The organism is Acidiferrimicrobium sp. IK, assembly GCF_025499425.1.
GTDB lineage: Bacteria > Actinomycetota > Acidimicrobiia > Acidimicrobiales > Palsa-688 > Acidiferrimicrobium.
The window spans coordinates 15574-29085 of the sequence record NZ_JAIMCB010000012.1 but is presented as its reverse complement, the minus strand read 5'-3'; the positions used below and the strand labels follow the sequence as shown (position 1 = coordinate 29085).

Below are 13512 nucleotides of genomic sequence, written 5' to 3'. Positions count from 1 at the left end.
CGCAGCCGGCCCGCAGCCGGTCAGTCCGGGAGGGTGACGCCGAGCTCCTCGGCTCGGGCCAGGGTCTCCTCCGGGAACAGGTTGCGGACCAGGTACAGGTCCCGGGCCAGCACGTAGGAGGGGGCCAGCACCTTGGAGTACCCCTCGAAGTAGACCAGCTGCTTGGTGACGAGCAGCATCTCCTGGGGGGTGCCGATCCCGAACTGCTGCAGCACGGTGAACAGCGACCGGAGGACCTCGCCGAGGCCGACGTCGGAGAGGCCCCGGTCGAGGAGCGGGGCGAACATCGCCTGGACCACCACGGCCAGCTGCGCCTCGTCGGCCTCCACCGGGAGCACCCCGACCTTCTTGAACGCCCGGACCACCGCCACGAAGTCGGCGTCGATCATCGAGGTCCTAAACACGGTGCGGAACAGCTCCCGCCACGGCTCCGACAGCTCGCCGACGATCCCGAAGTCGAGGAACGACGCCCGGCCGTCGTCGAGCAGCCACACGTTCCCGCCGTGCACGTCGCCGTGGAACGGCCCGTGCACCGCCAACGCCTCCAGCCACACCTTGCACACCCGGCGGATCACCAGCTCGGTGTCGACCGGGCCTTCGGGGTCGACCCGGTCGAAGGGCTGGCCGTACATCCGCTCCATGCAGATCACCCGAGGTCCGCACCACTGCTCGTAGACCTCCGGGGCGGTGACGTGCCAGTTGTCGCCGAACGCGTGGATGTTGGCCCGGAACGCGGCCTGCTCCCGGGCCTCCAGGCGCGAGTCCAGCTCCCGGGCGGTGACCCGGGCCAGGTCCTCCACCGCGCCCTTGGCGTTGGCGGTGCGGCCCAGCGCGCTGCGCTCCGCTAGGCGGGCCAGGACGTACATGATGCGAAGGTCGCGCCGCATCCGCCGGGCGATGTCGGGCCGCTGGATCTTGAGGACCGCCTTGCGGCCGTCGCTCAGCACGCACGCATGGACCTGGGCGATCGACGCGGCGGCCAGCGGTCGGTCGTCGAAGGAACGGAACCGGGCGCTGATCGTGGCGCCGAGGTCTTCTTCCACCACCCGGCGGGCGTCCTCGGCGGGGATCGGCGGCACCTGGTCCAAGCACCGCTCGCACGCCGCGGACAGCGGGGCGGGGAAGACGGTGGGGGAGGAGGCGATCAGCTGGCCCAGCTTGACGAAGGTCGGGCCCAGCTTGATGAACCCGTCGACCAGGCCCTCGCAGCCCTCGGCCGCCCACGTCGAACCCCACACCGCGGCGGGGACCGCGGCGAGGGCCTCCCGGGCGGCGGGCACCGTCCTCGGCGCCCCCGACGGCAGCAGCGGCCCCTCCCCGGCCCTGCGGATCCGCCAGCGGGCCGCGGCCCACCCGATCAGGGCCCGACGCGACGGGCGGGCCATGCGGCGGACCACCGCGAAAAACAGGACCACGCCGATCACCAGGGCCCGGGTCGCTTCGCGGACCCCGACCCGGTCGAGGCGGATCGGGGTGACCGCCCGGCCCGGGACCTCGCTGCCCAACCCGGGACGGTCCCTCGGGGGTCTCGGCGGGGTCTCGGTGGAAGCCAGACCGAGACGCGACAGGGGGACCCCCAGGCGCGACAGGCTGGGCCCCAGCCGGGACAGCGGGACGCCGAGGCGGCCTTCCAGCCCGTCGGCGACCGCCTCCGCGACCCGGGCGCTCGGTCGTGGCGCGCCCGACCCCGGATCGAACGATCCGGGGTCGGCGGGAGACGGCGGCAGGGAGGTCAGGGGTGACCCCGATTGACTACGGGTGAGCCGCAGCGCCGGTGTCCTTGATGACCTCCGGCCCGATGGTGGTGTCACTGCGGTGGGCGGCCTCGAGGTCGTCGGGGACGTCCTCGGGCGCCTCGGACTCCACCGACCAGCCGATGATCGCGCCGAGCATGAGCGGCAGGGAGATCACCCAGTACCAGGTGCCCCAGATCAGGGCGATCCCGGCGAAGATGGCGCCCAGCGCCAGACCGGCGGGCCAGATCGACGCGGCCGGGAAGAAGCCGAGAGGCTCCCCGGCGGTCTCCTCGTAGGTGCCGTCGTCTTTGTCCTCGGCCCGGGGGATGCCCTTGCGCCGGGTCCACTGCAGCACCAGGAAGCCGCCGAGCATCAGGTAGGCGGCGAAGCCGAACAGCAGCAGCGCGGTGCCGGTGTCCTCGGTGCTCCAGAACCAGTAGACGGCGCAGATGATCCCGAGGAACAGCGACGCGCCGAGGATGGTCCGCCATTCGATCTTCACAGCACTGCTCCGCAGGGGCGAAGGTGCTTAGCGCTCGTCATGGAAGGCAGCACTGCTCCGCAGGGGCGAAGGTGCTTCGCGCTCGTCATGGAAGGCAGCACTGCTCCGCAGGGGCGAAGGTGCGTCGCGCTCGTCATGGAAGGCAGCACTGCTCCGCAGGGGAGGCAGGAGACGGGTGTTGCGCTCATGTCAGTGACCGACCTTCGTGAGCTCGTCGGGGTGGTTGGCGTCCCACAGCGGCCGCTCGGAGCGGATCGGGGGCAGCGACTCGAAGTTGTGGTCCGGAGGCGGCGACGACGTAGCCCACTCGAGGGTCTGGCCGTCCCACGGGTTGTCGCCGGCGACGGCCCCGGTGCGCAGCGACTTGAACACGTTGATCAGGGTCGGGATGACCCCGATGCCGGTGATGTAGGCGCCGGTCGTCGACAAGGCGTTGAGGAAGTTGAAGCCCAGGTTGGAGTCGTAGGTCGCGATCCGGCGGGACATGCCCCGCAGGCCCAGGTCGTGCTGAGGGAAGAACGTCAGGTTGAACCCGATGAACAGCAGCACGAAGCTCAGCTTGCCGAGGCGCTCGTCGAGCATCCGGCCGGTGTACTTCGGGAACCAGTAGTAGATCGAGGCGAACACCGCGAACACCGAACCGCCGAACATCACGTAGTGGAAGTGGGCGACCACGAAGTAGGTGTTGTGCAGCTGGAAGTCCAGCGGTGGTTGGGCCAGGACCACGCCGGTCAGGCCGCCGAAGAGGAACATGGCGAGGAACCCGACGGTGAACAGCATCGCCGAGTTGAGGGTGATCGTCCCCTTCCACATGGTGCCGATCCAGTTGAAGAACTTGATGCCGGTCGGCACGGCGATGAGCAGCGACAGCGCCGCGAAGAACGGCAGCAGCACCGCGCCGGTGGTGTACATGTGGTGGGCCCACACCCCCATCGACAGGCCGCCGATGGAGAGGGTGGCGCCGATCATGCCCTTGTAGCCGAACACCGGCTTCTTCGACATCGTGGCGATGACCTCGGTGACCACACCGAAGTACGGCAGGGCGAGGATGTACACCTCCGGGTGCCCGAAGAACCAGAACAGGTGTTGCCACAAGATCGGCTGCCCGCCGCCGGAGGGGTCGTAGAAGTGGGTGTTGAGGTGCCGGTCGGCCCACAGCAGCGCCATGGCGGAGGTCAGGACCGGGAACGCCAGGAGCACCAGGAACATGGTCACCAGCTGGTTCCAGGAGAAGATCGGCATCCGGAACATGACCATGCCCGGCGCCCGCAGGCAGAAGATGGTGGTGATCACGTTGACCGCGGTGAAGATGCCGGAGAAGCCGGTGAGGGCGATGCCGACGATCCACATGTCGGCGCCGGGGCCCGGGGCGTGCACGGCGTCGGTGAGCGGCGAGTAGCCGAACCAGCCGAAGTTGGCGGCCCCGTTGTTGGTCAAGAACCCGCCGGTGAGCACCAGGAACCCGCCCAAATACAGCCAGTAGGACAGGTTGTTGAACCGGGGGAACGCCATGTCCGGCGCGCCGATCTGCAGCGGGACGATGTAGTTGGCCAGCCCGAACGCGAACGGCCCGAGGAACACGAAAAGCATGATCGTGCCGTGCATGGTGAGCAGCTGGTTGTAGACGTCCAGCGAAACGAAGTGGTTGTTGGGGGCGATCAGCTGGGTCCGCATCCCCTCGGCCATCAAGCCGGCGGTCATGAACCCGATGAACGCGGTGACCATGTAGTTGAGCCCGATCTGCTTGTGATCGGTGCTGGTGATGAACTTCACCCACCCCCGGGGGCGGGGCCCGGGCACGAACTCGGTCAGCGGCTCCGCGACGAGGCCGCGCGAGGTGCCGGCGGGCTCGGGCCCGGGACGGTCCTGGATGATGGTCACTGATGCACTCCGGCGGTGTGGATCGAGCCCGGCGCCTGGCTGTTCATCCAGGCGTTGAAGGCGTTGACAGGCATGACGTCGACGTTGAAGCGCATGAACGCGTGGTAGGTGCCGCAGAGGTTGGTGCACTCGCCGAGGAACGTCCCGGTCTTGGTCACGTTGATGTCGACGACGTTGTTGACGCCGGCGATCATGTCCCGCTGGAACAGGAACTCCGGCACGTAGAAGGTGTGGACGACGTCGTCGGTGAGCAGCTGGAGCTGGACGGTCTCATTGGCCGGCATGTACAGCACCGGCAGGTCCTTCTCGTCGTTGATGCTGGTCACGGAGTTGTAGGAGCCCTGCTCCTGGTGGCCGTTGGGGTAGGTGAACCGCCAACCCCACTGGAACCCCTCGACCTTGATCTTGACGTAGGGGTTGCTGGAGACGTGGGTGATCTTGTCCTCGCCGCCGTAGAGGAAACCGAAGACCACCGCCACGAGGATCAGCGGCACGATGGTGTAGAACGCCTCGAGGGGGATGTGGTACTGGAACTGGGCGGCTCGGCGAGGCTCGTCGCCCGGCTTGACCCGGTAGCGGATCAGGCACCACACGATCAGCCCCACCACGATGGCCGCCAGGGGCACCCCGATGTAGTAGGTGATGTGCCACAGGCTTCGGACGTACTTGTCGTTGACCGTGACGCCGTGGGGGGAACCGAAATCGGTGGCCAGCAGACGGCCGGAAAGGCTGCTCACTGGCCCAACATTACGGTCGTCGGGCCGGCGGCACCAAACGGAGCCGCTGCGGGCCGACGGTGTACACCGGATCGGTGGTGGACGCCTTCCCGGCGTGGAAGATCGCGAAGCGCTCGAGCGCCGCGCCGGCGAGCACGAGCAGCGCCCCGGCGGCGGCGAGCAGCCGGGTGCGGGGCCGGTCCCGGCGCCCGGCGAGAGCGACGGTGGCGGCTCCGGTCACGCTGGCGGCCCGGGCCGCGCCGGCCAGCACCCGAGGCGAGCCGCTGGTGTACGCGGCGCCGATGTCGGGCTTGTCGGTGTCGCCGGTGGCGACGGCCCGCAAGCGGCGGTGCATGGCCTCGTCGGCGCCGACCTCGAGCGCCGCGCCGACCACCGCCATGCGCCTCGGCCCCGACGCGAAACCATCAGAAGGGTCCAAAGGTGCGAGCGTGCTGAGCAGGATCCCCATCGCCCCGCCCGACGCGGTCGCCGAACCGGCGAACACCCAGGGCAGGTCGCGGCGGGCCTCGTGCCAGGCGGGGACCGCGGTGTCGGCCAGCAAGACGGCGGTGTAGGTGGCCAGCGCCGGGCCGACCAGGGCCGAGCCGACCTGCCCGACGGCGGTCACCGGCCGGGCCACGCGGGCCGGCACCCCGACCTTTTCCCCGATCTCCGCGACCGCCGACGCGCCGGCGAGGGAGGAGAAGATCGAGAAGATCCACGTGCCGACACTCATCGGGGAGGTGATCTTGACCACCCGCAGCATGTGGTGGAACCGGGACCGCCGCCCGAGGTCCTCGATCAAGAACCCGGCGGACACGCCGATCGCCGACATCGTCGCGGCCGACGCCGCGCCGGCCAGGCGGCGGTCGCCGTGGAGGCGGGCCGCGGCGCCGACCAGGCTGGTGCCGGCGGCCAGCCCGCCGGTGAAGAGGTACGCGGCGATCGGCCACTTCCACGTCGGCGGCTTTAGGATCGGCTGGCCGTAGTACGACATCGGCGTCGCGTCGGGGACCATCCGGCGTTCTCTAGCCACGGCGCTGACCTAGGAGCGTCGCGGCGGCGATCCCGAGGAGCCCGAACGCGGCGGCGGTCGCCGCGTTGAACATCGTGCGCAGGTCCCGGGTGGTCGACACCGGGTCGGGCGGCAGCCCGTAGACCTCGGGCTTGTCGAGGAGCAGGAAGAACGCCCCGAAGCCTCCGACGCCGTCTCCGGGGTCGTCGCCGTAGAGCTGGGCGTCGTCGACGCCTTGGTCGTGGAGGGCTTCGATCCTCGCCGCGGCCCGCTCCCGGAGCTGCTCGAGGGGGCCGAACTGGATGGACTGCGTCGGGCACGCCTGGGCGCACGCCGGGGTCTGCCCGCCGCGGAGACGGTCGTAGCAGAGGGTGCACTTCCACACCCGGCCGTCGCCCTTGCGCTGGTCGATCACGCCGAAGGGGCAAGCCGACACGCAGTAGCCGCACCCGTTGCAGATGTCTTGTTGGACCACGACGGTCTCGAACTCGGTGCGGAATAAGGCGCCGGTCGGGCACACCTCCAAGCAGGCCGCCGACGTGCAGTGCTTGCACACGTCCGAGCTCATCAGCCACCGCACCCCGCTGCGGGCGGACTCCGGGTCGGTGGTGGGCTGCTCGACGAACGCCACGTGGCGCCACGTGTCAGCGGAGAGGTGGCCGGTGTTGTCGTAGCTGCGGGCCAGGAAGTTGAGCCCGTCGGCGGGGACGTCGTTCCACTCCTTGCACGCCACCTCGCAGGCTTTGCAGCCGATGCAGATCGAGGTGTCGGTGAAAAAACCGACGCGCTGCTCGCGGTCGTAGCGGGGGGTCCCGATTCCCTGCAGGGTCAGGTCGGTCCCGTCGCTGCCCCGGTCAATGATGGTCACGTCGCTCGCGTCCTCTACCAGTCGGTGCTGTGGGCGGGCGGATGGCCGTCCATCGCCTTCGAATAGTGGTCTTCGACCAGCTTCACCAGCGCCGGTCCCCGCGGCCGGCGGCCGGGCATGATGTCGCAGCTGGCCACCTTCTGCTCCGGGATGTGCACGTTGGAGTCGAGCACGCCGGGCAGCAGGTCGTTGGCGGCGTCGCCGGTGGCCAACCCCCGCCACCCCCAGTGGTACGGCAGGCCGATCTGGTGGACGGTACGGTCCCCGAGGCGCAGCGGCGTCACCCGGTCGGTGACCATCACCCGGGCCTCGATGGCGGAGCGGGCGGTGATGATCGTGGCGTACTCGCCGTGGACCAAGTTGCGCTCCGCGGCCAGCTCCGGGCTGACCTCGCAGAAGAACTCCGGCTGGAGCTCCGAGAGGTAGGGCAACCCGCGGCTCATCCCGCCGGCGGTGTGGTGCTCGGTGAGCCGGTAGGTGCAAAACACGTACGGGTACCCGGCGTTGACCGGAGGGTTGGACCAGTTCCACTTCCGGTCGAAGACCTGCCGCAGCGGGCTGGACTGCACGCCGTAGAGCGGGTTGGCGACGGGGGACTCGTGCGGCTCGTAATGGGTCGGCAGCGGCCCGTCGGTCAGCCCGTTGGGCGCGTAGAGCCACCCCAGGCCGTCTTGTTGCATGATGAACGGCGCGGTGCCGGGCAGCCGCTGCTCGGGCGGCCCGTCGGGGTCGCCGGGATGGTCCGGGCGCATCGTCGCCACGAAGTCGGGGACGTCCAAGCCGGTCCACTTGCCGGCGTCCTCGTCCCACCACACGTACTTCTTGCGTTCCGACCAAGGCGTCCCGTCGGGCCGGGCCGAAGCCCGGTTGTAGAGGATCCGCCGGTTGGACGGCCACGCCCATCCCCACTCGGGGGCGACCCACGACTGCTCGCTGCCGGGCTTGCGGCGGTTGGCCTGGTTGACGCCGTCCGCGTACACGCCGGCGTAGATCCAGCACCCCGACGACGTCGAACCGTCGGCTTTGAGCTCGGTGTAGGACGACACCGGCACCTTCCCGCCGCCGTGGCTGCTGTCGGGGTCGTCGATCAGCGAGAACCCGTTGATCTCCCGCAAGACGGCCTCCGCGGAAGGGTCGTCCCACTGGCCCTCGGTCGGGTAGTCCCAGGTCACGTTGCGCACCGGGATGTCCCGCGGGTCGGTCGAGGCGGCCAGCTTGTCGCGGATGATCCGCCCCAGATGGAAGTAGAACCACAGGTCCGAGCGGGTGTCGCCCTCGGGCTCGACCGCCTTGTTGTGCCACTGCAGGAGGCGTTGGGTGTTGGTGAAGCTGCCGTCTTTCTCGGTGTGGGCGGCGGCCGGCATCAAAAACACCTCGGTGCCGATGTCCTCGGTGCGCAGCTCCCCGGACTCGATCTCGGGGCTGTCGTGCCAGAACGCCGCGGACTCGATCTCGTTGAAGTCCCGCACGACCAGCCAATCCAGGTTGGCCAGGCCCATCCGCTGCAGCTTGCCGTTGGCGGTGCCCGTCGCCGGGTTCTCGCCGACGATGAAGTACCCCTTGACGGTCCCGTCGATCATCCCGAGCACCGACTGGTACGTCGAGTGGTCGCCGTTGACCGCGGGCAGCCAGTCGAAGCCGAAGTCGTTCTCCGGCGTCGCCGCGTCACCCCAGTACGCCTTCAGCAACGAGACGATGTACGCGTCGAGGTGCCCCCAGAACCCGGCCTGGCCGATCTGGTCGTCGATGTAGGCCCGCAGGTTGTTGTCCCGTCCCGCGGTGGGCATCGTCAGGTAGCCGGGCAGCAGGTTGTACAGCGTCGGGATGTCCGTCGAGCCCTGGATGCTGGCGTGGCCGCGGAGGGCCATGATCCCGCCGCCGGGACGGCCCATGTTGCCGAGCAGCAGCTGGAGGATCGACGCGGTGCGGATGTATTGCACCCCGACGGTGTGATGGGTCCACCCGACGCTGTAGACGAACGCGGAGGTCCGCTCCGGGCCGGAGTTGGCGACCAGCGCCTCCGCGACCTTCCGGAACTGGTCCTCGGGGATCCCGCAGGTCCGCTCCACCATCTCGGGGGTGTAGCGGGCGAAGTGACGCTTGAGGACCTGGTAGACGCAGCGGGGGTCTTCGAGCGTCGGGTCCATCTCGTAGTCGCCGTCGAAGCCCGGCGACGCGCCGCCCGAGCCGTGCTGGTAGCCGGCGGACGCCTTCTCTGCGCCGGCCGGCGACCCGGCAGGCGGGCGCCGGTGGGCCAGCTGCCAGGTCTTGGTGTCGTAGCTGCGCTTGTCGGGGTCGTAGCCGGAGAACAGCCCGTCGAGGTCCTCGGTGTCTTGGAAGTCGTCGCTCACCAGCACCGAAGCGTTGGTGTAGGCGACGACGTACTCACGGAAGTCGTGGCCGCCCTGGAGGACGTAGTTGATCAGCCCTCCGAGGAAGGCGATGTCGCTGCCGCTGCGGATCGGGACGTGCTGGTCGGCGACCGCGCTGGTCCGGGTGAAGCGAGGATCGATGTGGATGACCGTCGCGCCGCGGGCCTTGGCTTCCATGACCCACTGGAACCCCACCGGGTGGCACTCGGCCATGTTGGAGCCCTCGATGACGATGCAGTCCGCGTTGGCCAGGTCCTGCTGGAACCCGGTGGCTGCGCCTCTACCGAACGATGCCCCCAAACTGGGGACGCTGGCGGAGTGTCATATCCGGGCCTGGTTCTCGATCTGTATGGCCCCGAGGGCGGTGTACAGCTTCTTCATGAGGTAGTTCTCCTCGTTGTCGAGGGTCGCTCCTCCGAGGCTGGCGATGCCCATGGTGCGCGAAAGCCGATCGCCGTTCTCGTCTACGTCTTGCCAGGTCTCCGCCCTGGTCTTGATCACCCGGTCCGCGATCATGTCCATCGCTGTGTCGAGGTCCAGGTCCTCCCACTCGGTGCCGTGCGGCCGGCGGTAACGGACCTTCGACAGCCGGCCGTGGGTCACCAGCTGCTTGCTGGCCGAGCCTTTCGGGCACAGCCGACCCCGGCTGATCGGGCTGGCCGGGTCCCCCTCGATCTGGGTGACCTTGCCGCCCTTGACGAACACCCTCTGCCCGCAGCCCACCGCGCAGTAAGGACAGATCGAGCGGACCACCGAGTCGGCGGTGTCGGTGCGGGGCTCGAGGCTCGCCGAACGCTCGGATTGGACCGTCCGGCCCATCCCTCGCCAGTCCGCCAGGTTGGTGGCCTGGCGCACGGCCGGCCACGACGCGATCAGCTTGCGCATTTTCATCTGCACGGAGGTCTACCCACCGCGGTGTCGGTTGTCTCACCGTTCCGCCAGAATCTCCGGCGTTCAGCTCTTAGGGCTCCGGCTGACGTCTCCGGGCGGCGTCTGGTCCCACAGCTGCCAGAAGTGGTGGACCGGGCCGTGACCGGACCCGACGTCGAGCGCCCCGGAGTCGGCCAGGGCGCCGCTCAGGTACGCCTTGGCGTCGGCCACCGCGCCGGGCCAGTCGGCCCGACGGGGCCGCAGCGCGGCGATGGCGGACGAGAGGGTGCAGCCGGTGCCGTGGTCGTTGGTGGTGTGCACCCTCGGCGCATGCAGCCGGGTGACCGCCCCGCCGGCCTCGACGAGCAGGTCGGTGCTCTCCTCGATGCCGGTGAGATGGCCGCCTTTGAGCAGCACCCGGCGGGCCCCGAGGTCGATGAGGCGGCCGGCTTGTGCGGCCATCTCCTCCTCGTCGCGGGCCTCGGGTTCTCCCAGGAGGTCGGCGGCCTCCGGCAGGTTGGGGGTGATCAGATCGGCGATCGGTACGAGCCGCCGGCGCAGCGCGCCGAGCGCGTCGGGGTCGAGGAGGCGGTGGCCGCTCTTGGCCACCATGACCGTGTCGAGGACGACGAAGGGCCAGCGGTAGCGCTCCAGCGCGTCGGCCACCGCGTCGATCACCGCGGCGTCGCCGAGCATCCCGATCTTCACGGCGTCGATCCGGACGTCCGCGGCGAGAGCGTCGATCTGGGCGGTGACCCAATCGGCGGGGACCGGCATGACCCCGCGCACTCCGGTGGTGGACTGCGCGGTCAAAGCGGTGATCACCGTCATGCCGTACGCGCCCATAGCCGAGAAGGCCTTCAGGTCGGCTTGGATGCCGGCGCCGCCGCTCGGGTCGGACCCGGCGATGGACACCACGTTGGGGATCATCGGGCGTCCAGCGCCCGGCGCAGCGCCTCCGCGGCGGCCGTCGGGTCGGGCGCAGCCCAGATCGCGGAGATGACCGCCACCCCCTGGGCGCCAGCGGCCAGGCACGACCCGACGTGGTCGGCGCCGATCCCGCCGATCGCGACGACCGGCAGCGGGGTGTGGCGGCGGACCTCTTCGATGCCGGCGTAACCGATCGGCCGGGCCGCGTCGTCCTTGCTGCCGGTCGGGTGGATCGGCCCGACCCCCAGGTAGTCCACGGTCCCCGCCGGCCACCCGGCCAGCTCGTCGACCTGCTCGGGGGTCGTGACCGACCAGCCGATGGTGAGCCCCGGGCCGGCGATCGCCCGGGCGTCGAGGGGATGGAGGTCCGACTGGCCGAGGTGGACGCCCGCCGCGCCGGCGGCGATGGCCACGTCGAGGCGGTCGTTGACGACCAGCGGGACGCCGGCGCCGGCCAGCCGGCGGGCCGCGTCGACCAGCCGGCGGGTCGGCGCGCCCGGGTCGCGCAGCTGCAGCGCGGTGACCCCGCCGGCCACCGCGGCCCGGACCACCGCCTCGGTGGCCGCCAGGTCCGGGGAGGGGCCGGTGACCAGGTAGAGGCGGAGGTCGATCACCGGCGCGCCGCCGCGGCGAGGGCGGCGATCTCGTCGAGGAGCCGGACCGCGAACGTCCCGGGACCGGGCGCGCCTTTCGCGGCGCGGCTCCCGGCCGCCGCCAGCATGGCGGAGGCCGCCGCGGCGGCCTCCAGGGCAGGGGTGCCGGCGCCGGCGAAGGCGGCCATCAGCGCCCCGAGGGCGCAGCCGACGCCGGTGACCCTGGTCATCAACACGTCGCCGCCCGGCACCTCGATGACCTGCGAGCCGTCGGTGACCAAGTCGACCGCGCCGCTGACCGCCACCACCGACCCGGTCCTCCCGGCCAGGGCCACCGCGGCGTCGAGCGCCTCGTGGGAGCCCGCCGTCGAGTCCACGCCCCGGCCTCCGGTGCCGGCGCCGGCTAAGGCCTGGATCTCCGAGGCGTTGCCCCGGATGACCGCCGGGCCCATTCCGGCCAGCTCGCCGGCCAAGGCGCTGCGGTGCTGGAGGGCGCCGACGGCGACGGGGTCGAGCACCCAGGGCGTCGCCGCGTCGCCTGCGGCGGCGGCCGCGGCGACCATGGCCCGCTCGATCTCGGGGGTGAGGGTCCCCATGTTGATCAGCACCGCGGCGGCGACGGAGGCGAACGGGCCGGCCTCCGAGGCATTCTCCACCATCGCCGGGGACGCGCCGGCGGCGAGGAGGACGTTGGCGCTGAACCCGGCGACGACGATGTTGGTCAGGCAGTGAACCAGGGGAGTGGCCTCGACTACCGCCGCGGCCGGGCCGGTGACCTCCGGGTCGGGCCACACCCAGGTGCGGGTCTGCGGACCGGTGCTGGTGCTCATCGTGACGTTCCCTCCGCCGGTACGAACCGGATCAGGTATTACAGGTGCTTCTCAGCCCGGCGGATGCCCGCCGTGCGCCCTGAGTCGATAGTGGTTGCCTCCCGACGCTAGCCGGATCGGGTCTGCTTCCCGGTGGCGTCCGCAGCGGGCCGGCCGGGTACCACAGGAGCCTGCTCAGCTCCCCGATGAGCTGGTGCCGGCACCACCGATCACTTTTTGGGTGACGTCGGCGACCTCCGACGCCGGGGGCGCTGACGCGTTGACTGCCACCCCGTAGGCGTCGAAGGTCATTGTCATGGTCGCCGACGCGGGCCCGGCCCCCGGCGAGGATGCCGGCAACGGGAGCGTCGTTTGGTACTGGCGGACCCGGTTGGCGCTGTCCAACCACACCTTCACCGGCAACGTCGACGTGTGCAGCGCGGCCGCCTCCGACGCCAAGGCCTGTGCAGCTTTCGCGCCGCCGCGGGCCTGGGCCTGTGCCTCCAGCTTCGAGAACTGCAGCGCCGCGTCGTACTCGGTGGTTGCCACCCCGGCGACGGTGGTCGTCCCCGCCTTGACCACCTGGTCCGACACCGCCTGCAGCTGTCCCAGCAACGCCGCCGGGTTGTTGGAGCCGCCCGACACCAGCTGGGCGTACGACGCGCCGAGTTTCGCCTGCGCGACCTGGCTCAAGTTGATCTCCACCCACTGCTTGCCGCCAGGGATCTGTGACCGGTCGGCGGCAGGCACCTGCAAGAACATGTTCGGCCCGATCAGCACCAGCTGCGCCGCCGTTCCCGCCGGACCGGTCATCGACATCGTCACGGCCTTCGACGCGAAGTTGACCGTCCCCGACCCGTTGACGACCTGCTGGCTCGCTGCTCCCGCCGACGAGGGCATCTGCGTCGACTCGGAAAAGCGGAAATGGGCGGTGCGGGCGGCCAGCGTCGAGGTGTACGCGGTCTCCACCGCCTTCGCCGGGGAGGGGGCCGCCCCTGACGACGAGCTGCCGCAACCGGCCAGGACGCCGACCAGCGACGCGGCCGCCACAGCAGCAGCGGCTGTCCTGCCCGGCCTGGACTCCGTGCCTGTCACCAATGCCATCGAGCTACCCCGCCTTTCCGCGAACAGTGCATTCGGGCTGTACCCGGCCGACTGCACCGGTAACCAGGCGGGAAGGCAGGTCCGATGCGACCGAGGAGGACTCGGGCTGAAGTAGG

Annotated in this window: 11 protein-coding genes and 1 riboswitch; all 11 genes read right to left on the bottom strand. The window is 70.4% G+C overall.

Annotation, left to right across the window (positions count from 1 at the left end):
* Positions 1 to 20: 20 nt before the first annotated feature.
* A complete protein-coding gene (locus tag K6U06_RS18170; RefSeq protein WP_262323383.1) occupies positions 21 to 1505 on the bottom strand; it encodes an ABC1 kinase family protein in 1485 nt (494 codons plus the stop codon).
* Positions 1506 to 1752: 247 nt separating this feature from the next.
* Entirely contained in the window at positions 1753 to 2238 is a 486-nt protein-coding gene (locus K6U06_RS18165) for a cytochrome c oxidase subunit 4 (RefSeq protein ID WP_262323382.1), read from the bottom strand.
* 189 nt (positions 2239 to 2427) lie between these two features.
* Entirely contained in the window at positions 2428 to 4050 is a 1623-nt protein-coding gene (gene ctaD / locus K6U06_RS18160; RefSeq protein WP_410051093.1) for a cytochrome c oxidase subunit I, read from the bottom strand.
* Between the two features lie 65 nt (positions 4051 to 4115).
* Entirely contained in the window at positions 4116 to 4856 is a 741-nt protein-coding gene (locus tag K6U06_RS18155; protein WP_262323380.1) for a cytochrome c oxidase subunit II, read from the bottom strand.
* Between the two features lie 10 nt (positions 4857 to 4866).
* Complete coding sequence (nrfD, locus tag K6U06_RS18150) at positions 4867 to 5871, bottom strand: NrfD/PsrC family molybdoenzyme membrane anchor subunit (RefSeq protein ID WP_262323379.1); 1005 nt, start codon at positions 5869 to 5871, stop codon at positions 4867 to 4869.
* A complete protein-coding gene (locus K6U06_RS18145) occupies positions 5864 to 6709 on the bottom strand; it encodes a 4Fe-4S dicluster domain-containing protein (protein WP_410051092.1) in 846 nt (281 codons plus the stop codon). The genes nrfD and K6U06_RS18145 overlap by 8 nt, the downstream gene beginning before the upstream one ends.
* Positions 6710 to 6732: 23 nt before the next feature.
* The gene (gene fdh / locus K6U06_RS18140; RefSeq protein WP_262323377.1) at positions 6733 to 9981 is read right to left on the bottom strand and encodes a formate dehydrogenase; all 3249 of its coding nucleotides are present in this window, start codon (positions 9979 to 9981) and stop codon (positions 6733 to 6735) included.
* A gap of 63 nt (positions 9982 to 10044) precedes the next feature.
* Positions 10045 to 10890, bottom strand: a complete 846-nt coding sequence (thiD, locus tag K6U06_RS18135) for a bifunctional hydroxymethylpyrimidine kinase/phosphomethylpyrimidine kinase (RefSeq protein WP_262323376.1) — start codon at positions 10888 to 10890, stop codon at positions 10045 to 10047.
* Positions 10887 to 11504, bottom strand: a complete 618-nt coding sequence (gene thiE / locus K6U06_RS18130) for a thiamine phosphate synthase (RefSeq protein ID WP_262323375.1) — start codon at positions 11502 to 11504, stop codon at positions 10887 to 10889. The genes thiD and thiE overlap by 4 nt, the downstream gene beginning before the upstream one ends.
* Entirely contained in the window at positions 11501 to 12313 is an 813-nt protein-coding gene (gene thiM, locus K6U06_RS18125; RefSeq protein ID WP_262323374.1) for a hydroxyethylthiazole kinase, read from the bottom strand. Before thiM ends, thiE begins: the two co-directional genes overlap by 4 nt.
* A riboswitch (TPP riboswitch) is annotated at positions 12304 to 12405 on the bottom strand. It overlaps the preceding gene by 10 nt.
* Before the next feature lie 82 nt (positions 12406 to 12487).
* The gene (locus K6U06_RS18120) at positions 12488 to 13396 is read right to left on the bottom strand and encodes a hypothetical protein (RefSeq protein ID WP_262323373.1); all 909 of its coding nucleotides are present in this window, start codon (positions 13394 to 13396) and stop codon (positions 12488 to 12490) included.
* Between the last annotated feature and the right edge of the window lie 116 nt (positions 13397 to 13512).

Coding starts and splice junctions, on each gene's coding strand:
- thiM (WP_262323374.1), bottom strand. CDS start 12,313: ATGAGCACCAGCACCGGTCCGCAGACCCGCACCTGGGTGTGGCCCGAC.
- K6U06_RS18120 (WP_262323373.1), bottom strand. CDS start 13,396: ATGGCATTGGTGACAGGCACGGAGTCCAGGCCGGGCAGGACAGCCGCT.
- thiD (WP_262323376.1), bottom strand. CDS start 10,890: ATGATCCCCAACGTGGTGTCCATCGCCGGGTCCGACCCGAGCGGCGGC.